Origin of the sequence: Vibrio quintilis, assembly GCF_024529975.1 — a bacterium.
GTDB lineage: Bacteria > Pseudomonadota > Gammaproteobacteria > Enterobacterales > Vibrionaceae > Vibrio > Vibrio quintilis.
This window is the reverse complement of the sequence record NZ_AP024898.1, coordinates 574,408-595,090: the sequence shown is the minus strand read 5'-3', so window position 1 is coordinate 595,090 and position 20,683 is coordinate 574,408. Positions and strand designations below refer to the sequence as shown.

Annotated in this window: 22 protein-coding genes and 1 pseudogene; 8 read left to right on the top strand and 15 right to left on the bottom strand. The window is 45.0% G+C overall.

Annotation, left to right across the window (positions count from 1 at the left end; all coding sequences use genetic code 11):
* Nucleotides 1-30 precede the first annotated feature (30 nt).
* The 3 genes from OC443_RS21165 (at nt 31) to katG (ending at nt 4,150) form a co-directional block, all read left to right on the top strand.
* Complete coding sequence (locus tag OC443_RS21165) at nt 31-1,599, top strand: methyl-accepting chemotaxis protein (RefSeq protein WP_073586422.1); 1,569 nt, start codon at nt 31-33, stop codon at nt 1,597-1,599.
* 134 nt (nt 1,600-1,733) lie between these two features.
* Nucleotides 1,734-1,898: a hypothetical protein gene (locus tag OC443_RS21160; RefSeq protein WP_159440393.1), complete on the top strand. Its 165-nt coding sequence runs from the start codon at nt 1,734-1,736 to the stop codon at nt 1,896-1,898.
* 38 nt (nt 1,899-1,936) lie between these two features.
* Nucleotides 1,937-4,150, top strand: a complete 2,214-nt coding sequence (katG, locus tag OC443_RS21155; protein WP_200796992.1) for a catalase/peroxidase HPI — start codon at nt 1,937-1,939, stop codon at nt 4,148-4,150.
* A 97-nt stretch (nt 4,151-4,247) separates the two neighbouring features.
* On the opposite strand, the gene OC443_RS21150 is transcribed toward katG, so the two are convergent.
* The 3 genes from OC443_RS21150 to OC443_RS21140 form a co-directional block, all read right to left on the bottom strand.
* Entirely contained in the window at nt 4,248-4,748 is a 501-nt protein-coding gene (locus OC443_RS21150) for a GNAT family N-acetyltransferase (protein ID WP_073586421.1), read from the bottom strand.
* Nucleotides 4,749-4,825: 77 nt separating this feature from the next.
* Nucleotides 4,826-5,824 (bottom strand): CobW family GTP-binding protein, encoded by a 999-nt coding sequence (locus tag OC443_RS21145; RefSeq protein ID WP_073586420.1) that lies wholly within the window; start codon nt 5,822-5,824, stop codon nt 4,826-4,828.
* Nucleotides 5,825-5,982: 158 nt separating this feature from the next.
* The gene (locus tag OC443_RS21140; RefSeq protein ID WP_073586419.1) at nt 5,983-6,456 is read right to left on the bottom strand and encodes a Fur family transcriptional regulator; all 474 of its coding nucleotides are present in this window, start codon (nt 6,454-6,456) and stop codon (nt 5,983-5,985) included.
* A 542-nt stretch (nt 6,457-6,998) separates the two neighbouring features.
* Between OC443_RS21140 and OC443_RS21135 the strand changes: the two genes are divergently transcribed.
* Nucleotides 6,999-7,367 (top strand): HEPN domain-containing protein, encoded by a 369-nt coding sequence (locus OC443_RS21135; RefSeq protein ID WP_073586418.1) that lies wholly within the window; start codon nt 6,999-7,001, stop codon nt 7,365-7,367.
* Between the two features lie 105 nt (nt 7,368-7,472).
* Here OC443_RS21135 and OC443_RS21130 read toward each other — a convergent pair whose 3' ends face one another.
* Together OC443_RS21130 and OC443_RS21125 are read right to left on the bottom strand one after the other, a co-directional pair.
* The gene (locus OC443_RS21130) at nt 7,473-8,069 is read right to left on the bottom strand and encodes a hypothetical protein (protein WP_073586417.1); all 597 of its coding nucleotides are present in this window, start codon (nt 8,067-8,069) and stop codon (nt 7,473-7,475) included.
* The gene (locus OC443_RS21125) at nt 8,051-10,819 is read right to left on the bottom strand and encodes a DNA/RNA non-specific endonuclease (protein WP_262021786.1); all 2,769 of its coding nucleotides are present in this window, start codon (nt 10,817-10,819) and stop codon (nt 8,051-8,053) included. The genes OC443_RS21130 and OC443_RS21125 overlap by 19 nt, the downstream gene beginning before the upstream one ends.
* A gap of 11 nt (nt 10,820-10,830) precedes the next feature.
* Between OC443_RS21125 and OC443_RS21120 the strand changes: the two genes are divergently transcribed.
* The 3 genes and pseudogenes from OC443_RS21120 (at nt 10,831) to OC443_RS21110 (ending at nt 13,810) form a co-directional block, all read left to right on the top strand.
* Entirely contained in the window at nt 10,831-11,739 is a 909-nt protein-coding gene (locus OC443_RS21120; RefSeq protein WP_073586415.1) for a HEPN domain-containing protein, read from the top strand.
* Nucleotide 11,740: 1 nt separating this feature from the next.
* Nucleotides 11,741-12,445: a deoxyribonuclease V gene (gene nfi / locus OC443_RS21115; protein ID WP_073586414.1), complete on the top strand. Its 705-nt coding sequence runs from the start codon at nt 11,741-11,743 to the stop codon at nt 12,443-12,445.
* Between the two features lie 96 nt (nt 12,446-12,541).
* A pseudogene (locus OC443_RS21110) lies at nt 12,542-13,810 on the top strand (IS4 family transposase).
* A gap of 373 nt (nt 13,811-14,183) precedes the next feature.
* Here OC443_RS21110 and OC443_RS21105 read toward each other — a convergent pair.
* From OC443_RS21105 to OC443_RS21065, 9 genes are all read right to left on the bottom strand, one after another.
* Nucleotides 14,184-14,537, bottom strand: a complete 354-nt coding sequence (locus OC443_RS21105; RefSeq protein WP_073586413.1) for a hypothetical protein — start codon at nt 14,535-14,537, stop codon at nt 14,184-14,186.
* A complete protein-coding gene (locus OC443_RS21100) occupies nt 14,527-15,063 on the bottom strand; it encodes a hypothetical protein (RefSeq protein ID WP_073586412.1) in 537 nt (178 codons plus the stop codon). Before OC443_RS21100 ends, OC443_RS21105 begins: the two co-directional genes overlap by 11 nt.
* Before the next feature lie 162 nt (nt 15,064-15,225).
* Complete coding sequence (locus OC443_RS21095) at nt 15,226-16,515, bottom strand: hypothetical protein (RefSeq protein WP_073586411.1); 1,290 nt, start codon at nt 16,513-16,515, stop codon at nt 15,226-15,228.
* Between the two features lie 19 nt (nt 16,516-16,534).
* The gene (locus tag OC443_RS21090; RefSeq protein ID WP_159440392.1) at nt 16,535-16,684 is read right to left on the bottom strand and encodes a hypothetical protein; all 150 of its coding nucleotides are present in this window, start codon (nt 16,682-16,684) and stop codon (nt 16,535-16,537) included.
* Between the two features lie 152 nt (nt 16,685-16,836).
* Nucleotides 16,837-17,271 carry a hypothetical protein gene (locus tag OC443_RS21085; protein WP_073586409.1) on the bottom strand — a complete coding sequence of 145 codons (435 nt, stop codon included), beginning with the start codon at nt 17,269-17,271 and terminating at the stop codon, nt 16,837-16,839.
* Complete coding sequence (locus tag OC443_RS21080; protein WP_073586408.1) at nt 17,261-17,671, bottom strand: hypothetical protein; 411 nt, start codon at nt 17,669-17,671, stop codon at nt 17,261-17,263. Before OC443_RS21080 ends, OC443_RS21085 begins: the two co-directional genes overlap by 11 nt.
* Before the next feature lie 72 nt (nt 17,672-17,743).
* On the bottom strand, nt 17,744-18,139 hold the full coding sequence (locus OC443_RS21075) for a hypothetical protein (protein ID WP_073586407.1): 396 nt from the start codon (nt 18,137-18,139) through the stop codon (nt 17,744-17,746).
* Nucleotides 18,140-18,616: 477 nt separating this feature from the next.
* Nucleotides 18,617-19,348: a hypothetical protein gene (locus OC443_RS21070; RefSeq protein ID WP_073586406.1), complete on the bottom strand. Its 732-nt coding sequence runs from the start codon at nt 19,346-19,348 to the stop codon at nt 18,617-18,619.
* Between the two features lies 1 nt (nt 19,349).
* Nucleotides 19,350-19,847, bottom strand: a complete 498-nt coding sequence (locus tag OC443_RS21065) for a cysteine peptidase family C39 domain-containing protein (RefSeq protein WP_073586405.1) — start codon at nt 19,845-19,847, stop codon at nt 19,350-19,352.
* Between OC443_RS21065 and OC443_RS21060 the strand changes: the two genes are divergently transcribed.
* Nucleotides 19,823-20,107 carry a HEPN domain-containing protein gene (locus OC443_RS21060; RefSeq protein ID WP_159440390.1) on the top strand — a complete coding sequence of 95 codons (285 nt, stop codon included), beginning with the start codon at nt 19,823-19,825 and terminating at the stop codon, nt 20,105-20,107. The genes OC443_RS21065 and OC443_RS21060 overlap by 25 nt on opposite strands.
* An 86-nt stretch (nt 20,108-20,193) precedes the next feature.
* Here the strand turns inward: OC443_RS21060 and OC443_RS21055 are convergent, their stop codons facing one another.
* Nucleotides 20,194-20,565, bottom strand: a complete 372-nt coding sequence (locus OC443_RS21055; protein WP_143169451.1) for a hypothetical protein — start codon at nt 20,563-20,565, stop codon at nt 20,194-20,196.
* Nucleotides 20,566-20,683 lie beyond the last annotated feature (118 nt).

Genomic DNA, 20,683 nt, shown 5'->3' with positions numbered 1-20,683 from the left:
CATCATATTATCTGATGGAGGGGGAAGAGAATGAGTATACGCCGGATACTGATCGCAGGCACTTCAGCTTTGATTGCCATTGCGATGATCATTATTCTTATCACGATATGGAATATCAGCATACAGGCTCTCAGAGAATCCAGTGAGAAAAGTTTTTTGCAAGCCAGTAACACCATCGCAGAAGGGATTGCGACTTCTGTCCGTTTCAAAAAACTGAAAGCCATTGAAGGTAAGCTCACCCCTTTTATCGATGAAAATACGGACTCTTTGACCGGCGTGAGCATCTACTTAACCGACAGTAAGCACCTGTACGATGCGCAGGGAAAAAATAAGATTCCTTTTCAGCAAATTCCGCCTGATCTGAAAGGTACACAGATACTGTCTGCCGGTGATGATCAATTGTCGCTGGTGACGGCGCTGCGCTCCGGCAAAAAAGCAACGTTAGTCGGATATATGTATACCAGCTGGCAATACTCTTTTGTGCAACAGGTTGGCTCAGAAATGCTCCGGCAGGCACTGATTATCGGGGGCCTTGTGCTACTGAGTACTTTGCTGCTGATGTTTCTGTTTATCCGCTCCCTGCTTGGCGTACCGTTTGAAAACTTTATCGAGCTGACCCGTCAGCTTTCATCAGGAGACTGTAACTTATCCCAGCGGATCACTTACCACAGCAATAATGAATTCGGTCAGCTTGCACAATACATCAATAAATTTATTGCGACACTGGAATCATCAATCAACACTCTCCACACCAATTCGACCAAAGTTGCCGGAATTGCCAATGAACTGGAGTCTAATGTCGGCCATCTGGAAAATAAGGTCAGTAATCAGCGGATGGAGATCAAAGACTCAGTCCATTTAGGAGAAAATCTGCAGCAATCGGTTGAAGAAGTGAAACTCAAAGTTGAAAACGCCTCCTCTTCTCTCGAAGAAGCTGTCGGTTCTGCGCAAACCGGCCAGCATCAGCTCAATCAGGCCGTCGATCAAAATCAGAAACTGGCAGAAAATACCCGTAAAAGCTTTAAAGTCGCCGATGAACTGAGTGTACAGACTGAAAAAGTCACGACGATTCTGGACATCATCCGGAATATTGCCGACCAAACCAACCTGCTGGCATTAAATGCAGCGATTGAAGCCGCCCGTGCCGGTGAAAATGGCCGGGGATTTGCAGTTGTGGCCGATGAAGTCCGGACACTGGCTGAAAAAACATCAACCTCAACCGACCAGGTTGAAGAAATTCTCGGTCATCTCCGGCGTTTTTCCACCGAGCTGACCAAAACCATGAAACAAGGGCTGGAAAGCTCCGACGCCTGCGTGGAAAATCTCAGGCTGACATCCACCCAGCTCCATGAAGTCATCACCAAAATCGAATACTCCAATACCCTGAATACGGATGTGGTTCAAACCAATAACAATCAATACGGTTCAATGACCGGTCTGATCGGGAAACTCGGGATACTTGATGAACAAATTGACGAGCTGTTTTCCGAAAGTCAGCACATGACCACCTACAGTAAAGAGCTTCGGAACAATGCCGGACAAATGCATTCAAATCTGGCGGTATTTAACCTCAACAATGAACAAAGGCTGAGTGTGTAGCGTCAGAATAACTATCCATCGTTTTTACCGATGAACAGAATAGGTATATCCGGCTACCCATAGATAAGGATACTCCATATACTCATTCAAGCAGTCTGAACAACGATTGATATTGGATGAAGGAGAAGATGCTTATGAAACATTCAGAAACAGAACATACCGCTGATGAGATGAACGGTCCGGCGGAAACTTCCGCGCCTTCCGTGCAGAACAACTCTTTTCTGTCTGCTCAATATCAGCTCGTTGCGTCACTGGCTGCTGATGCTGATGACTATTCAATCCGGGATATTTTTTTCTGATATCCCGTACCCGGACAATGTGAAACAGGAGTAAAAACATGGCGCACAATAATAATTCAGGCGCAGGTAAGTGCCCTGTCATGCATGGCAGTCACACCCGTTTACGGAGTGAGGGCATGACAAATAATGACTGGTGGCCAAATCAGCTCAACTTAAAAATTCTTCATCAGAATGACAAAAAATCGAACCCTCTGGGTGAAGATTTTGATTACACCGCCGCATTCAATACGCTGGATCTCAGCGCAGTCAAACAAGATATTACCCATGCGCTGACAGACTCTCAGGACTGGTGGCCAGCCGACTATGGCCATTACGGCCCATTCATGATCCGGATGGCATGGCACTCTGCCGGCACTTATCGCACCGGCGATGGCCGCGGGGGCGGTTCAACCGGCAACCAGCGGTTCGCGCCATTAAACAGCTGGCCGGATAACGGCAACCTTGATAAAGCCCGTCGCCTGCTCTGGCCGGTGAAGAAAAAATACGGCAACAGCCTGTCCTGGGCTGATTTGTTTATTCTGGCAGGCAATGTGGCTTATGAATCGATGGGATTAAAAACCTTCGGATTCGGCGGCGGCCGGGAAGATATCTGGGAACCGGAAGAAGATATTTACTGGGGCGCAGAAGACGAGTGGCTGGGGAATAAAAACCGCTATACCGGTGAACGGGATCTGGAAAACCCGTTGGCAGCCGTACAAATGGGACTGATTTATGTCAACCCGGAAGGTCCGGACGGTGAGCTTGACCCACTGGGTACAGCCAAAGATTTACGCGATACCTTTGGCCGGATGGGAATGAATGACTATGAAACCGCGGCACTGACAATTGGCGGTCACACCGTCGGTAAAGCGCACGGTGCCGGTGACCCGGGACATGTTGGCCCGGATCCGGAAGCCGCCCCGCTTGAAGAAATGGGCTTTGGCTGGAAAAGCAGTTACGGCAGTGGTAAAGGCCGCGACACAATTACCAGCGGTGTTGAAGGAGCCTGGACACCAACACCAACGGTCTGGGATTACAGTTACCTTGATGTTCTGTTCAAATACGAATGGGAAGCGACCAAAAGCCCGGCAGGTGCAAATCAGTGGCGTCCGGTGGGTCTGGCAGACAAAGATCACGCGCCGGATGCGGAAGATGAAGCAATTCGTGTTGGTCTGATGATGACCGATGCAGATATGGCGATGCGTGAAGATCCTGAATTCCGCAAAATTGCCCAACACTTCCGTGATAACCCACAGGAATTTGATGATGCGTTTGCCAGAGCCTGGTTTAAGCTGACTCACCGGGATATGGGGCCGAAAGTCCGTTATCTTGGCCCGGAAGTACCGGATGAAAACCTGATCTGGCAGGATCCGGTCCCATCAGTTGATCATGGTCTGGCCGATGCGCATGACATTGCATCTCTGAAGATCAAAATTCTGGACGCAGGTCTGACGGTTTCAGAACTGGTTTATGCCGCCTGGTCTTCTGCAGCCACATTCCGTGGTTCAGACAAACGCGGTGGTGCAAACGGCAGCCGTATCCGCCTGGTGCCGCAAAACAGCTGGGAAGTCAATCAACCGCAACAGTTACAGAAAGTCCTGCGGGTATATGAAGGCATTCAGCAGCAATTCAACGCAGCCCAGACCGGCAATAAAAAAATCTCTCTGGCAGATTTGATTGTTTTGGGTGGCTCAGCCGCCATTGAACAGGCTGCAAGACAGGCAGGCCACGCGATTACAGTGCCGTTTACGCCGGGCAGAATGGACGCACTTGCCGAAGAGACAGATGTTGAATCGTTTGAAGTGCTTGAGCCGGTCGCAGATGGTTTCCGGAATTATTCAAAATACCGGTTTACAGTTCCGGCGGAAGAAATGTTGCTCGACCGGGCTCAGCTGCTGACCCTGACCGCACCGGAAATGACCGTGCTTGTCGGCGGAATGCGCGTACTGAATGCGAACTATCAGCAGTCTCAGGACGGTGTTTTCACCGATAAACCCGGCACACTGACCAATGACTTCTTTGTCAACCTGACTGATATGGGTACAGAGTGGAAACCAACCTCTGCGGAAGCGGAACGCTTTGAAGGGATTGACCGGAGCACGGGCCAGGTCAAATGGACCGCCAGTCGCGTGGATCTGGTGTTTGGATCTAATTCACAGCTGCGGGCATTATCTGAAGTTTATGCACAGGATGATGCGCAGGAAAAATTCGTCACTGACTTTGTGAACGCCTGGGTCAAAGTGATGGAAGCAGACCGGTTTGATTTACAATAACCCGGCAAACACAACAGCAATATAATCAAATCCCCTGCATGCCATGCAGGGGATTTTGTTTAAAAAGGATGATTGTTTTGAAGGCCAATCCGTTCCTTTAAGAAAGATGAAGCACACGCGCCATATGATACGCGTCGACATATTCACCATTTCTGAACGCAAAAGCTTTCGCTTCTCCTTCAATTTCAAAACCGAATTTTTTATACAGGTTAACCGCCCGGGCATTATCCACAAATACCGTCAGTTCAACCCGCTTCAGGTTCAGCCAGTTATCCGCCAGATCAATCGCAGTCGACAATAGCTGACTGCCAACCCCTTTGCCCTGAATGTTGTCTTTCACGGCCATACCGAAATAACCCACATGACGACGTCTTGGCTGACTGTAAACCTCAAGTCCAAGATTCCCGACCACTTCATCGCCCATCACCGCCACATAGACATAGTGATTTGGCGGAATATCGGATACCCGGCTTTTCCAGAGTTCCAGCGAAGGATGAGGAAGTTGCAGCGTTCCGGAATACGCATTGATACCCTGATATAGTTCTTGTAATGCCTTTGCATCTGAAGACTCAGCCCTTCTGATTGTTACTGCCGTCATCTCATTTCCTCCGGATAATATTGCTAAAAAACCAAAGTATGATGAAATGTGACAGATATCAAGTGTTTTTCCGGAGATTATTCCATACAATCAAGCAGTTGGGCTTCAATCGTTTCATCGGCCGTCCCGGAAATCACCTCCATCCGGCTCTCCGCACAATCATCCAGCTCTGCCTCCGTCAGCCCGTCCGGGGTGAGGTTGTAACTGAAGATACCACCTGCCGTAATAAATACCGCTTTCATACGTTCCACTTTCAGCGTAACGAACAGCTCAATCAGCTTTCTGCGGCTGAAAATTTTATCCGGAGAAAAGCGCCACCCAATGCTATGGAAACCTTCTCCCTCATTCACGGCTTTGATCATGCCGCTTTGCGGCATCGGCGTTTCTGAAGCAAGTGGCTTCTTCTCGTGATGATGATGGTGATGCGCAGGCAGCTCATCACTGCCTGTCTTCCCTTCAAACGCAGCAAACGGAATATGGCCATGATGAGTGAAGATGACCTGTGTATCCGGACGCCCATGCGCTGCGACATAAGCTTCCAGCTTCTCTTCATCACCCGGTTGGTAAAGATCCTGCTTGTTGCCGACCACCGTATCAGCAATCGCAATTTGCTGATTAAAAGTGTCATGGCTGGTATAGCGTGCATCGGATAATTTGCGTGCATCAACCAGAGTCAGGTTCTTTTGTAGTGAAAGCACCTTGCGATAATGCTCAGATGACAGCACCTGCAGCACTTCTTTCGGATGACCAAGGCCGGTCGGTTCAATCAACAGGCGATCAGGTTTTGCCTCCGACAGTAACTGATTCAAAGCAATTTGCATGGGTAAACCGGCTGCACAGCACATACACCCGCCCGGTACTTCACGAATGAAAACCTGCTGCCCTTTATGCTGCTGTCCCTGTAACATGCTGCCATCGACACCGATTTCCCCAAATTCATTGATCAGCACTGCCCAGCGTTCATCGTCTGATTTGTGCTTCATCAGGTTGAGGATTGCGGTCGTTTTTCCAACGCCAAGAAAGCCGGTCACGATATTAGTGGGTACACCTGAAATCTGTTTATTGCCAGAACTCATGTACAAATCTCCTGTCGCCTGATCAGCGGATTAATGTTTAACGGGTTGATGAATGAAATCGTCAAATTGCAGGCGCGAAGACGTTATACGATACCTGGTGGTTTCAGGTTGCTTAGGGCCTGCTTTTTCGCATACATTTTTGCTTCAATTTGAGTTACTTAGGGGCTTTCCGGCTTCGGTTTTCCGGCGCACTCATCACACACACAGCTGATCTCAAGCTGAGGGTTGATGATAGTGAAACCGTCCTGCCGGGCATGAGACTGAAGATCAGTGACCATATCCGGGTCAATGGTTTGCTCGATGATTTTTCCGCACTCAGAGCAAATCAAAAAGCGGGAAACACCATGTTCATGGTCACAAAGGATATGTGCACAAGCGATATATTTATTGGAAAGCTTCAGTTTGTGCACGAAATGCCCGTCCTCAAGAAAATCCAGGATGCGATAGACTGACATCGCCTGAATATTTTCGTTGAAGTGTTCTTTACAGTAATCAATCAATTCATAAGCAGACAGTGCTTTTCCGGCATGGATCAGTGCCTGCAGCACCAGCTTTCGCCTGACTGTCAGTTGTTTCCCGCGAGCGATACAGCGCTTCTCTGCATGCTCAATAATTGCGTCAATATTGCACATTCTTCCTGCTGGCCAATGCCAGTCATGTTGTTATTTCAAGAAACGTTATAACATAACACACACAAACGATAAAGAGCGACAAACAATAATGTGTCGTTGCCATATCTGGCATTAATTTGATCATTAATTTTCATCCGGGCATTGAATTCCTTCAATACCGCGATCATTTATGATTCAGTAAAAGGTAATTTTTTCATCCCCGTTTCCTGAATACTTTCCCGGTTGATGGTTTTTGATCTGCCGAAAGAATTTTTCTTCGTTTTCTGGTCGTCGTGGTATTTACTGTCATTGGCAGATTCAATCAAGACACACCCGTAACATACACAATCAGCCCACTTCGACCTGAAACCTGTTCCCCCTGAAATAAATAGACATTTTCCCTGCAACCGGCCAAACTAATGCCATTGTCAGTTTCTGGAACCACCACCGGCAGCACCCATGAAGAACAACCTTGACCATCTTCCCGAATTCAAGCAGCACGAACTTAAGACCATGTCGGTCATTTTTCGCGACACACTGGCTGTTTTCTTTATTTCTATCCGATGATAAAAAATGGTCATTTCAAAACGGCTGCTTTTCAACTTCACCAAGTAACAGAAAAGTTATACGCCTGCGCCCTGCTTACCTGCACCAATTATTTACCCAAATCACATAATATCGAAAAACTAAGCAAGCTCTGCGCCCAGATTGATCCTGAATTTAAAGCAACTTTCCCGCTGGATAATAAATTCCACCGCCGCAGCTTCCACCGCCTGCAACGGGCTTATATTGAAGCCCGGTATTCAGAGCATTTTGAAATTACCGGAGAAGAGCTGGATTATTTGGCGGGGGAAGTGGTGAAGTTAAAGGGGGTTGTGGAGCGGGTTTGTCAGGGGAGGATTGATGCCAGCCAGGCTGATTCAGAATTATGAGCAGTCTCGAAAAAATGTGTGACTGTCAGCTCAAGTCTGAGCTGGTACAATCACACCTGTGAGCACCGGAACATCTCAATACATACCCTTGCTACACTGACTTTTCTATTTTATATCATCAAGGAATACAAACCGTTCTTCACCAGCATCCTGGTCATATCGCCACTGTTCAACAAATGAAATTTCTTCTGAAGGGAAGTCTTCAGGTAGATGATCCGTCACAACCTCTTTACTCAGAATTGCGTAAAGAAAGTCAGAAAAAGCCAACTTTGATTCAAAAAATTCACCTGCTGGCCCTTTATTATAAATGAGGATAGACTCTACTTTTCCATCAACAACCTGCCAGTATAAAGTATCAACATTATCCGTGATTCCCCATGGATAAATACCATCCCCATTCTCAAGCGCATTATGCAAATAAAAATCTGGATGTGATAATCTTCTTCCTATGTATTCAAGTAAATGACTTTTCCCACCTTCCAGAAGGTCATAGCAATTCGAATCTACTCCCGGAGCAAGAACCAACATAAAATCATCAATCCATCCTAACCCATAGACGGCTATAAACTGCTTATAATCCTCTGGCAACTCAAATTGGATTGCTTTTTCTATCTCATCCCAGTCGGGGATATCCATGCCATTATTTTCCGGTACAGGAAGAATGGTCATTAACTTTTCTATACTCATTTTGATGTCTTCCATAATGCTTCTGATTTAATTTGATTAGTGGGTGCACCCTCTCCCCAATTAGCCCAAACAGGTGTATTTGGAACGCTGAGTTCAACGCTTTTACCACTAGAGCTGGTGGCCTTAAGCGTTATTCCCTTCGGTATCAGGTCCTCCGTCTCGTAACCCGGCTTGGGTCCAAATGGCGAGTGAACAGCCCTGTACGGCACCGGAATTTCTGAATTATAGACCGGAGTAGCTGAATATTCGACGACATTTCCAGCATTCAACTCGTGTTTAATTTCATCCTCCAAAGGCGCCATCGCATTTTCATTTGCATGGCGATATTGAGTCACGATGTTCCGGGAATCATTGCCTTGACCACCCAGCTGTTTACCCAGTAAATGTCCTCTGGTATGTTTTTCTGCTTTACTAAAACCGGGCGGTTTTCCGCTGGATGGAATCGTTCCCTTCGGCGTATCAGGCGTCAATATAGCAGTTACACCAGTTGGCCTTCTGAAAGGATCCACTTCTCCATAGCTAATTACACCTTCAGTTCCTAAGTATTCTAATAAATGATTAGTGTCTGACAACACCGACCCAACATCTGCAAAATCAGCATCCCCGACTGCATCATCAGCAAGCTTACCAATATCTCCGACATCAATGCCATGTCCCAGTTGCTTACCTGCCTGCGACTCAACCAGTTCAACTGCACCTTTACCGGCTGCCTGAGTGACTTCTTCTGCCGCTTCAGCCAAACCTTTTATCGCCAGCTCGCCCGCCAGTTTTTCTCCCTTCGCTGCGACCGGGCTCCCTATCAGGCTGACTGCATCTTCGATGAACTGGCTCCCTGCTTCCTGCCGGGCTTTTTCCTCTTCTCCCTGAAGTTCTGCGACTAACTGCTGATCTCCTGCGCTTCCTTTATTCTCCTCCGGTAATAACACGCCCGGATCGTTCACCACTCTATTCACCAGACCAAAAGCAACTTCATCAACTTTTTGGGCAAAACCGGCCGGATCTTCGCTCACTGCCTCATAAATTGCCTTTGCTGTCCCTGTGACCTGATCATAAGCTGAATCTGCGGCTTCACCCAATGTCACATCAACCGGTGCTTCACCATTTGCTGTGGCATACTGACGGATCGGATTAGCTTCACCTGCAGCGCCCCCTTCAATCTGAGCATTTTCACGGGCATTGATGCCGCTGTCTTCATAAATCGCCTGATTCGCAGCCTGGAAGTAAGGACTGGATGTTGCACCCAATAGCCCCCAGAAGCTTTGCCCTATAGCAGATTCATGAACATCGCCATCCTGCTGCGCTGCAATTGCTGACAGCGCTTCTCTGGCCTCCGGATTTTCCTGAATATGTGACTGTGACGCCCAGGTTTGATCTACCTGAAGTAATGCCTGCTGAAAGAGTGCTTTCTTCGCCTCTGTCTCACTTATCCCATGCGTTTCTGCATAAGTGGCGGCATTTTGTAAAATGACCCGGGCTTCCTGAACATAAAGCTGCCGGTATTCAACCGTGGCATTCCCCACCTGATTGGCAACCTGTGTTCCCGCACTCACCAGGGTTGTATTCTCCCGCAACGCCTGACCGTAGTTGTTGCCTGAGCCATAATCCTGATCCGCACCGGTCACATGTTCCAGACGATGGGCAAACTGCGCTGCCATCGCTTCTGCCACCGCATCCGCTTCTCCTTCGCTACGATCAAACAGGTGGAAATCATCCTGACCCTGTATTTCTTCCTGTCGCGCCAGCTCCTGTCCCATACTTTGATTGACATCATCACGGGTTACTTCATCATCCCCGGCTGTATCGATAAACGAGGTGCCCTGAAGCGCACTGTTTTCATCCGTGACAGTCGCTGCCTTCACATCACCAAGGATGCTGTCTTTCAGTGCTGTCGAGGTCGTTTGTGTACTGTCGTAGAAGTGCAGATCCTGCCGGGTCAGCCCGAACCGTTCCAACGCAATCTGGAAAAGCTCTTTACGCGCGTTGCCGGACACAGTGTCATCTTTACTTTGCAACCGGCTCACCAGATCCTGATAAGCTGGATCAGTTTCCAGTGCCGTATTCAGCATCGTCAGCTTTTTATTGTTACCCAGAACTTCAAACAGGTTGTTGACCACCGAGAAGCGTTCATCATTCACCACTTTGCTGACGGCACTGGCAACGTCTTCAGCTATCTCACCTTCTTTTTCCAAATCATGCGCGATTTCATTCCGCCCTTCTTCATGGAAGAACCGGTGGTCAATCGTGACATCAAAGTCTCCCTGCTGACGTTTCACTGTGAACAAATCGGTTTCTGAATTCTCCACGTCCCGGTTCAGCGCGGTAGTGTCGTCGCTGCCTGCTTCATCGCCGATGATTAAACTACCCTGTCCCACTGTCGCCAGCGTTTTGCCTTTGTGATAATCCGAGCTATCGTTTAACTGGGCTGAAGTGGTGTTGCTGCCGATGCTGACCTGGGTTTCTGTCTCACCGGTCTTTTCATTCACAACGTCACCAATTGCAGCCCCCGTACTGAAACCGGCACTCATATTACTGTTGAAGCTGGTATTACTCAGGTCTCTGTATGTCAGGGTGCCGGTTTTCAGCGTCAGCTCGCCGGTGTCTTTGCCGTTTGCATTTGTGGTGGCAATGGTCGAAGGCAGCAAATTCACTTCATGGCCGGAGACACTCAAATCATGCTTCGCCGAGACCTGTTCCCCCTGAAATAAATAGACATTTTCCCTACAACCGGCCAAACTAATGCCATTGTCAGTTTCTGGAACCACCACCGGCAGCACCCATGAAGAACAACCTTGACCACCTTCCCGAATTCAAACAGCACGAACTTAAGACCATGTCGGTCATTTTCCGCGACACACTGGCTGACTACATTGAAAATAAACAGGGGAGCAAACGGGAATTCCGGATTCTGAAAATCATTCTGTTCGGCAGCCACGCCAAAGGCAGCTGGGTCAATGACCCGGACAACGGTTATGTCTCCGATTACGATATTCTGGTGGTGGTCAACAATGATGATCTGGTGGAAGATGATGTGGTCTGGCAACGGGCGAAGGAAGAGATCGACCGTAAAGTCACTTCTGCGCCACTGGGGCTGATTGTCCACTCACTCAGGGATGTCAATGAACGCCTTCAGCAGGGTCATTATTTTTTCAGGGATATCCGGGAAGAAGGGATTGAGATTTTCTCTGCCACGCCGAAGGAGTTTATCCAACCGGGCGATCTCACCGACGAAGAAAAACAAGCGATTGCGAAAAAGCACTATGATCAGTGGTTTACCAGCGCCAATGAATTTTTTCTTTATTTCTATCCGATGGTAAAAAATGGTCATTTCAAAACGGCTGCTTTTCAACTTCACCAAGTAACAGAAAAGTTATACGCCTGCGCCCTGCTTACCTGCACCAATTATTTACCCAAATCACATAATATCGAAAAACTGAGCAAGCTCTGCGCCCAGATTGATCCTGAATTTAAAGCAATTTTCCCGCTGGATAATAAATTTCACCGCCGCAGTTTCCGCCGCCTGCAACGGGCTTATATTGAAGCCCGGTATTCAGAGCATTTTGAAATTACCGGAGAAGAGCTGGATTATCTGGCGGGGGAAGTGGTGAAGCTGAAGGGGGTTGTAGAGCGGGTTTGTTTACAGCAAATTGAGCTCCCTCCCATTAAAAAACCAAACAAAGAGAAATAAAATGGAACCTGTAGTCAATCACAAGTGGGATCTGACCGAATCTCAGGCACTGAGCCTACAAACAGAACTCGCCTCGCAAGTTTTGAAGGAAGATATATTCTCCCAAATCAACACGGTCGCAGGTGTAGATGTCGCTTACGCTAAAGAAGGGAAGCAACTCATTGCTGCTGTGGTTGTTCTTGAGGCAGATACGCTCAATGTACTTGAAAAAGTGGTGATTCAGGATCAAGAGCAATTTCCGTATATTCCAGGTCTCTTTTCTTTTCGCGAATTACCGCCGTTAATCAAATCGTTTGCAAAACTTCAACATACGCCAGATCTGATTGTGTGCGATGGTCAGGGGTATGCGCATCCACGTCGTTTTGGTCTGGCTTGCCATTTGGGTGTTCTCTTTGATGTGCCCACCATAGGTTGCGGAAAAACCAAGTTAATCGGTTCATATCAAGAATTGGATCTCACAAGAGGTTCAAAAACACCACTTATCGAGCATGACGAAACCATTGGTGCAGCGCTCCGCACACAAACCGGAATTAATCCGATCTATGTTTCTGTAGGCCATCGGATTTGCTTGAAAACTGCGTGTGAGTGGATATTGAAGCTAGCTCCCAAGTACAGATTACCAGAGACAACACGGCAGGCTGATCAGCTGGTTAATTCAGCAATAAAGAACCTACAAAAACCTCATAGACAGGATCTTAAGAACTAACTTTTTATTTTATATAGAAATTTCAGGTAGAAAAAAGGCTTCACTTATGATCTGATAATCGTCGCCAAACAAAAACATAACCAAGCCGTGAAGCCAATGACGATTATCACACTAAAACAGCAACTCTCGCAAATCTTTAGCCCTGATTTTATCCTGAGAACAGCAAAGCAGGTCGGATTTACTCGGCGCGAACGAGCCATTCAACCTGTCGCTTTGGTTTTAAGCCTGATTTCTGCGCTCAGTAAGGGGAACTGCCATGCGATTGCTGATCTGCACCGACAATTTAACGGCATGTGCCTGAGTGAGAAAGACAATGTCGCTTATAAACCTTTTCATAATCAACTGCGTAAACCTGAATTTGCTGAACTCATGCAGAAACTGGTTCAGGTGGCTATCCTCCGCTTTGCTGGGCAGGATCCCCGGAATTTACCTGATAAACTCGCCTGCTTTGATGATGTCCTGTTACAAGATGGCAGTTCATTCCGGGTTCACGATGAATTAGCCGAAATTTTTCCAAGCCGTTTTCAACGAACACCGGCGGCCATTGAATGTCATCTGACCATGTCGCTGAAAACGTTGTCTCCCAAAGCGATGACAATCACCGCTGATACGGCTTCCGAGCGGACTTACCTGCCCAAGCCTGACTCGTTGAAAAATAAACTGTTACTGGCTGATGCCGGCTATGTTGATTTTTCTTATTTTGATGCGGTTGAGCGACAGGGTGGCGCCTGGATAGTCCGGGGACTTCAGTCGCTGAACCCAACGATAATTGAAGCGACAAATGGCAAAGGTCATTTGCTTCCCAAACTGGCCGGGAAAAAGCTCAAAGAGGTCAACCGCAGAACCAGCCGGGCGGAAGTGCTGGATTTAAAAGTGCGCCGGGGAACGCAGGTCTTTCGGGTGGTCAGGCGTTGGTTTAAAGAAGAAAAACGTTTTTGTCTGTGGGTGACGAATTTACCGGCTGATAAGTATAGTGCTGACGATATCATGTCGGTTTACCGGTGTCGCTGGCAGGTTGAATTGCTGTTTAAGGAATTAAAGTCCGACACAAACTGGCGCCGTTTTGCGACCCGGCAAAAAGCGATAGTCGAAGGTGTAGTCTGAGCGAGCTTGCTGGCTTTAATTATCCGGCGTTTTATTACTTTAAAGATATCGGGCCATATATCGGTTAGTAAAGCGGCCAAAAATATGGACGTGTGGTTGCTGCCGTTGCTGACGGCTTATTCACATCAGGCATGGTCGGAAATCATGGCTTGTCTGGAATGGGCAGTCAAATATATATCGAAAAATGCCGTGAAATCACCCCAGAAAAAATCGAGGCAAGACAGGACCTTAGATGGCATTTTTAAAAAACTTAATTCTTAAGGTCCAGTCTATGAATATTTTCATGGTTATTTTGTCTCCGGATGAAATATTTTCATTTCAGATTGTATATGCATAAATTCAGGATATCTGCGTGATATTTGATCATCAAAAATTTGTACCCACTGTCCTCTAAAAGATAAAATCACCATCAATTGATGGTGTTCTCTGGAGAACTGAAATAGGAATTTACGTAATAAACCAGCTTGAAGACTGCTTAGCTGAGTACATTTAAGTCAGGCTGTTACACAAAATATGTGACAGCCTAAATACAGATGGTAAACCGCAACTTGATAATATAGCTTAGGCTCTAATATGTGATGCGCTTAAAAAGTATGATTGCCACAGTACCTCAGAGAATCATCTCCATACTTTATTAATTCGTTCCTTTATAACGATGTTTCACACGAATACTTGGTTGTAATATAACATCGATAAACTCATTGTGATTGATATAAATAGTCAACATATCACTAAAGCATTTGACATCTTTAACACTCATAGCATTAAATTCATAAATCATATTTTCATGATGGAATAATATCAAACGGATATCCCCCACATTTGGTATGATAGAGAATGACAGCTTTATATTATTGAATTCATACCTATATACCGAATCATCAAATAACCAAACAGGATCATAATTAGCCCTTTCTGGTTCTGACTCAAAAAATATCAAAAGCTCATCTTCTGTTACAGTTATATCTCGTAGATTGTTACTTATCATTGTTAATACCATTATCTTTATCAAACCAGTCCTGACCTGATTTTAACCAAAGAGGATAATCAGGTATAGGATCACCTACTTTTTGCCAATCTCCACGAATGATAGGCCGGGATAAAACAGCTTGATAACCCTGATTATCAGGTCCTCCTTTTAAAATCGCTGAAGTGAAACGCTTACTACCATCTTGTCCAACAATAAAAGTACTTTCTAAACGAGCAGCTTTGCCCGACGGACCAAATAGTAAAGATTCATGAACATCTTGAGTCCCATAGTCGGAATCAAAAGATCGAATAATATTATCAGTTCGAGAACCTACACTATTAAAATGATGGCGTAATATCTCTCGACCATCTTCATCATCTCTTAACCCTAATCGTTTAAAATCAAGTGCTAAGCCTCCAGAACGATCAATATTATGCTGGCGACCTTCTGTCACCTTTCCAAATAAATACATAAATTTATCATCATTGACTTCAACAAAATTATCTAAATATGCCGAGTTATCACTAATCGCATCAGCCAGCACCGACCCAACACCAACATCTGCAAAATCAGCATCCCCGACTGCATCATCTGCAAGCTTACCAAAATCTCCGACATCAATGCCATGTCCCAGTTGCTTACCTGCCTGCGACTCAACCAGTTCAACTGCACCTTTACCGGCTGCCTGAACGACTTCTTCTGCCGCTTAAGCCAAACCTTTTATCGCCAGCTCGCCCGCCAGTTTTTCTCCCTTCGCTGCGACCGGGCTGCCTATCAGGCTGACTGCATCTTCGATGAACTGGCTACCCGCTTCCTGTTGGGCTTTTTCCTCTTCTCCCTGAAGTTCTGCGGCCAGCTGTCTGTCACCGGCGCTTCCTTTATTCTCCTCCGGCAGCAGCACACCGGGGTCAGCCAGTACTTCTTTTGTTTTATCCACAACTGCACCAGCCAGTTGCTCTGCAACACCAGCCGGATCTTCGCTCACTGCCTCATAAATTGCCTTTGCTGTCCCTGTGACCTGATCATAAGCTGAATCTGCGGCTTCACCCAATGTCACATCAACCGGTGCTTCACCATTTGCTGTGGCATACTGACGGATCGGATTAGCTTCACCTGCAGCGCCCCCTTCAATCTGAGCATTTTCACGGGCATTGATGCCGCTGTCTTCATAAATCGCCTGATTCGCAGCCTGGAAGTAAGGACTGGATGTTGCACCCAATAGCCCCCAGAAGCTTTGCCCTATAGCAGATTCATGAACATCGCCATCCTGCTGCGCTGCAATTGCTGACAGCGCTTCTCTGGCCTCCGGATTTTCCTGAATATGTGACTGTGACGCCCAGGTTTGATCTACCTGAAGTAATGCCTGCTGAAAGAGTGCTTTCTTCGCCTCTGTCTCACTTATCCCATGCGTTTCTGCATAAGTGGCGGCATTTTGCAAAATGACCCGGGCTTCCTGAACATAAAGCTGCCGGTATTCAACCGTGGCATTCCCCACCTGATTGGCAACCTGTGTTCCCGCACTCACCAGGGTTGTATTCTCCCGCAACGCCTGACCGTAGTTGTTGCCTGAGCCATAATCCTGATCCGCACCGGTCACATGTTCCAGACGATGGGCAAACTGCGCTGCCATCGCTTCTGCCACCGCATCCGCTTCTCCTTCGCTACGATCAAACAGGTGGAAATCATCCTGACCCTGTAATTCTTCCTGTCGCGCGAGCTCCTGTCCCATGCTTTGATTGACATCATCACGGGTTACTTCATCATCCCCGGCTGTATCGATAAACGAGGTGCCCTGAAGCGCACTGTTTTCATCCGTGACAGTGGCTGCCTTCACATCACCAAGGATGCTGTCCTTCAGTACTGTCGAGGTCGTTTGTGTACTGTCGTAGAAGTGCAGATCCTGCCGGGTCAGCCCGAACCGTTCCAACGCAATCTGGAAAAGCTCTTTACGCGCGTTGCCGGACACAGTGTCATCTTTACTTTGCAACCGGCTCACCAGATCCTGATAAGCTGGATCAGGTACCCATCATATGCAGAACCAAAATTTCACCAGTATCACGCTTACCCTCGACCAGTGTCTCAGTACAAGCATTCGCTACCGCCTGAGAGAAGAACACAGGATGAACCGCCATAAACTGTGCGATTTCCGGTAATTGCTGAAGCATGAGAGTTACCTCTTTTGTTTTGATTAAAGATTCAGTACCTTTATAAAAACGGATAACTCTCATTTTTCAAGAAGATACCAGTTTAATTCGTGACTAATTCAATTTAAATCAGCCAGTTATACAAAACATGTAACAGTCTCATCAGACTCACACTAAAGCTTCAAATTTAAAAACTCCGCAAGATTAATTAGTTCACGGTTAGCTTTGATAGCAAAATCAGGATCATTCATAGTTATGATAGATGTAGCCTCTACCAAATCTATCTCGTCTTGCTCCCTCACATCTTGAACTCTCTGTGGAACTAATAGCCATCTATTATTGAACTGCAAAGCTTCAACGTTCCAATCAATTATTGAATCAAATCGCTTTTCTATGAGAGCTTTAACTTCGCTTCCCATATCAAGACATGTCTTGTTATATTGCCACTTTACAATGGGTACATGATGCTCATTATACCCACGGGGCGTTATTGACGGAGATGATGAAGACCAGGTAATCAGTTTTTTTGAATAAAGAACATATATTACAGAAAATGCTGCACCGACTTTTTCTGCTGCTTCTCTGAAATCAGAATATTTACTTTCCATAAATTTTACCTTTCATTAATTCTCCTGTCTCAGGATTATATACTCTATAAGCAGGTGTTATTTCATTCATGAATTTAATCAATTTCATATAATCCCCTATAGGGATTCCATCATTATGTAACCCACCATCATAAAAATATCGGCCATCTGTATATAAAGCATGATATGATTCACGCGTCTCTCTAGTTTCTCCACCTTTGACCGATTGTGGGTAATAAAACTCAGAAAAATCTTTGAATGGAGTATTAAACTTGCCTCTCAAGTGCTTTTCTGGTCCTGAAAGCCATGGAGCATTGGCATCTCTGAATACAATTATTTTTCCTTGTTTTTCTGCAATTTCATAATAATTTTTAGAAATTTGCGAACAATCTATATCTCCAACATCAATGCCATACCCCATTCACAAAAAAATAAACTCTGGAACAACTCAGCTATTTCAGAAGAAATGAAATTTATAAATAATTATAATTAGTTAAGTACAAAAATTTTCTTTTAACCAAAGATATCCTGATTTTTTCACAGCATAGATAGATTCATAATGCAAAGATAAAACAAAATCAAAAGTTGTTTTATCTGCAATTTGTGTCACTATTTTTTTAATATCATCCAATGCATTTTCTTTACTTAGGTCTACATAAAAAAAAGCTCTTAGCCCAACTTCCCAGCTTAAATTATCTAATCCTTCAGCCAGTATAGCTGTATTATCTAACTTTGTAGTCGCGTGAACTCTCACGTTAGTATCTGGTAAGTGTGCTATAAAACCATCTGTATTTTCAATTAGTTCATCATAGTTAGTAGCTACCAAAGAATCTCTTAGTAACCCCACAGTTACGCCTGAAGCGATTTCCAAATTTAAACTCATTGACATTTTAAAACCTCTTCAATGTAATATTTCCACCGTCAATAACGGTGTTTTTCAAGATAGTTGTCATCATTTGCTTAATATTTAAGCTACTTCTTTTTCATCTGTTTCCGGCCTCTTATCCGGATTCAATTCCACTTTACCAACAGGTTCACAGTTCCTGATATGTCCTGACCAACGTACTAGATTGGCCTGCCGGTATAACATTAAGACTTGTTTGCGGTTTTCTAAAATCTGTTTGTCTTTATGCTGGAGTGACAAAGTCCCTCGGTAATTAGTCCGTCAGTCTCCCTCGGTAATCACACTAGTATAATTCATCTCCTTTAAATGCTCTCGCCCTGAGTAGTTGATAGCTTAAAGGCAAAAAATCACCATCGACTGATGGTGATTTCGGTTAACATACGATTGAATGTCTGAAGACTGAATCAATTTAGGAGCATACACACTGAACATCGAGTTAAAACTAATTCAATTAAATCAAATTTAGGAAACAAAGCCCTTTTTTTCCTCAAGATATCGACACCGGCCTAAGCCGGTAAAATGAATAGTCGCTGAAGAATAAATTACATTCCATTCATCAACTGCTGTCACACATAAAGAACCATCAGATGAATAATCCACACGTCCGGTTAATTTCACCATTTCTTCATAGTCAGGTGATAAATCATCAGGTGTAAAGTGAGACTCAATAATCTCTTCACAATAAGGATTTATTAGTTTGAGCGTATAATTTTGTGGATCCTGATATTGATTAGAGGAGCTTATCGTTGCGTCACTTCCTTTAAGTAAAAGGTGCCCGGATATTTCAATTGTTTTATTGCGGTAAGACTCAAAATTCCTGACTATCTCTTCAATGTTTGTATCGATCTCAGATAAATCATTGTGAGGAATTGTGGTGTACCAAACATTATCTTGTTGCATAGAAAAGCGGACAACATTTTTTATAATAGGCTTATGACTTTCTTTTTTATATACAATTTCAGCAATACATTGACACGGAACCATATTGTACCAGCGTCCTTCTCCACCACCATATGTAGAAATATAGCCTTCTAACGAAGACTTTATGTTCGTGCCAGACACATCAAGCATAAAATTAATATTTTCTAGATTATCAACCAGATATGCTTCTTTTGAATTCGCAACATAGAAACACTCGATACGTACAACATCAGCCATTTTATTGGTAAATGAAAATAATTCTGACAGATTCATATTAATTCCTTGGTTTCGTAACTAAAAGATCCCCATGTTGCCATAATGATTCAAAATCTGACTGTTTTAAACCATAATGAACACCTTTAGCCGGGTCTCTGATCTTAAATAAAAGTTCCTTATTTGGCATAGCAACAATTTCATCTAACACAACAAAATGATAATTATTTCCCATATTTAGTTGTACTATGGCAGGGTTATCCTTATCAACCAACCTTTGTAAACGTAACAAGGTATTTGTACTACTATTTTGAAAAACTCTTGTCGTCAATCCGATTTCTGTCATCGCATATTTTAAATCACTTGTAGTCGTTCCCGTTGACTGATACTTATCTAAGAGTAGCTGGCTGATTTTATCCGGGGTAAAACCTTCAATACCTTTACTTTCCAATATCATAGCACAACTGGTAGGGCCACATGAGACATCAGGATAGATTTCATTTTCCAGTTGATTATACAAAGGACGGGTATTATGTGTTGGAATACCTACCCAAGTCACATAATATCGAAAAACTGAGCAAGCTCTGCGCCCAGATTGATCCTGAATTTAAAACGATCTTCCCGCTGGATAATAAATTTCATCGCCGCAGCTTCCGCCGCCTGCAACGGGCTTATATTGAAGCCCGGTATTCAGAGCATTTTGAAATCACCATTGAGGAGCTGGATTATCTGGCGGGGAAAGTGGTGAAGTTAAAGGGGGCTGTGGAGCGATTTTGTCAGGGGAAGATTTATGCCAGCCAGGCTGATTCAGAATTATGAACAGTCTCATTCATTGGGTAATCGCTTATCTAAGCATATTTAAATCTGTCAGATGTATAGCTTATGTGACAGTCTCAAGATAATATCTACATAATTATACCCTGTATCAGCTGATTAATTTTCTCAATTTTTTCATCCTGAGACATTTGTTTCCATTGCCTTGCTGTAATTCTGACCACCGATAACTCCATGTATTCATTAGGAAAAACCTCCCTAAAAGATTTTGCCTGATGCGCGTTACAAAAAGGACATTGAGGGTCAATACCTATCCCGTAATAATTCCCTTCAGAATCCGGATCATAAAGATACCCTACTATTTTCTGGAAGATATCTGACTGAGCGTTTTCACCGAGAGAAGACACCGCAGGATGAGCAGAAATAAGCTGATCCATCTCGTTGATGACATCATCGGAGAAAACATCCAGCCAGACATGATGGCCTGACACATAATTTCTCATTAAAAACTGCCCATAGCCACTCCCTGTATATACAGGGGCTTTGAATCGTTTTCCACAGTGTTGGCATTGATATTCAAAAACGGTGCAGCGTAAATTCATTTCTGAGTTCATATTTAAA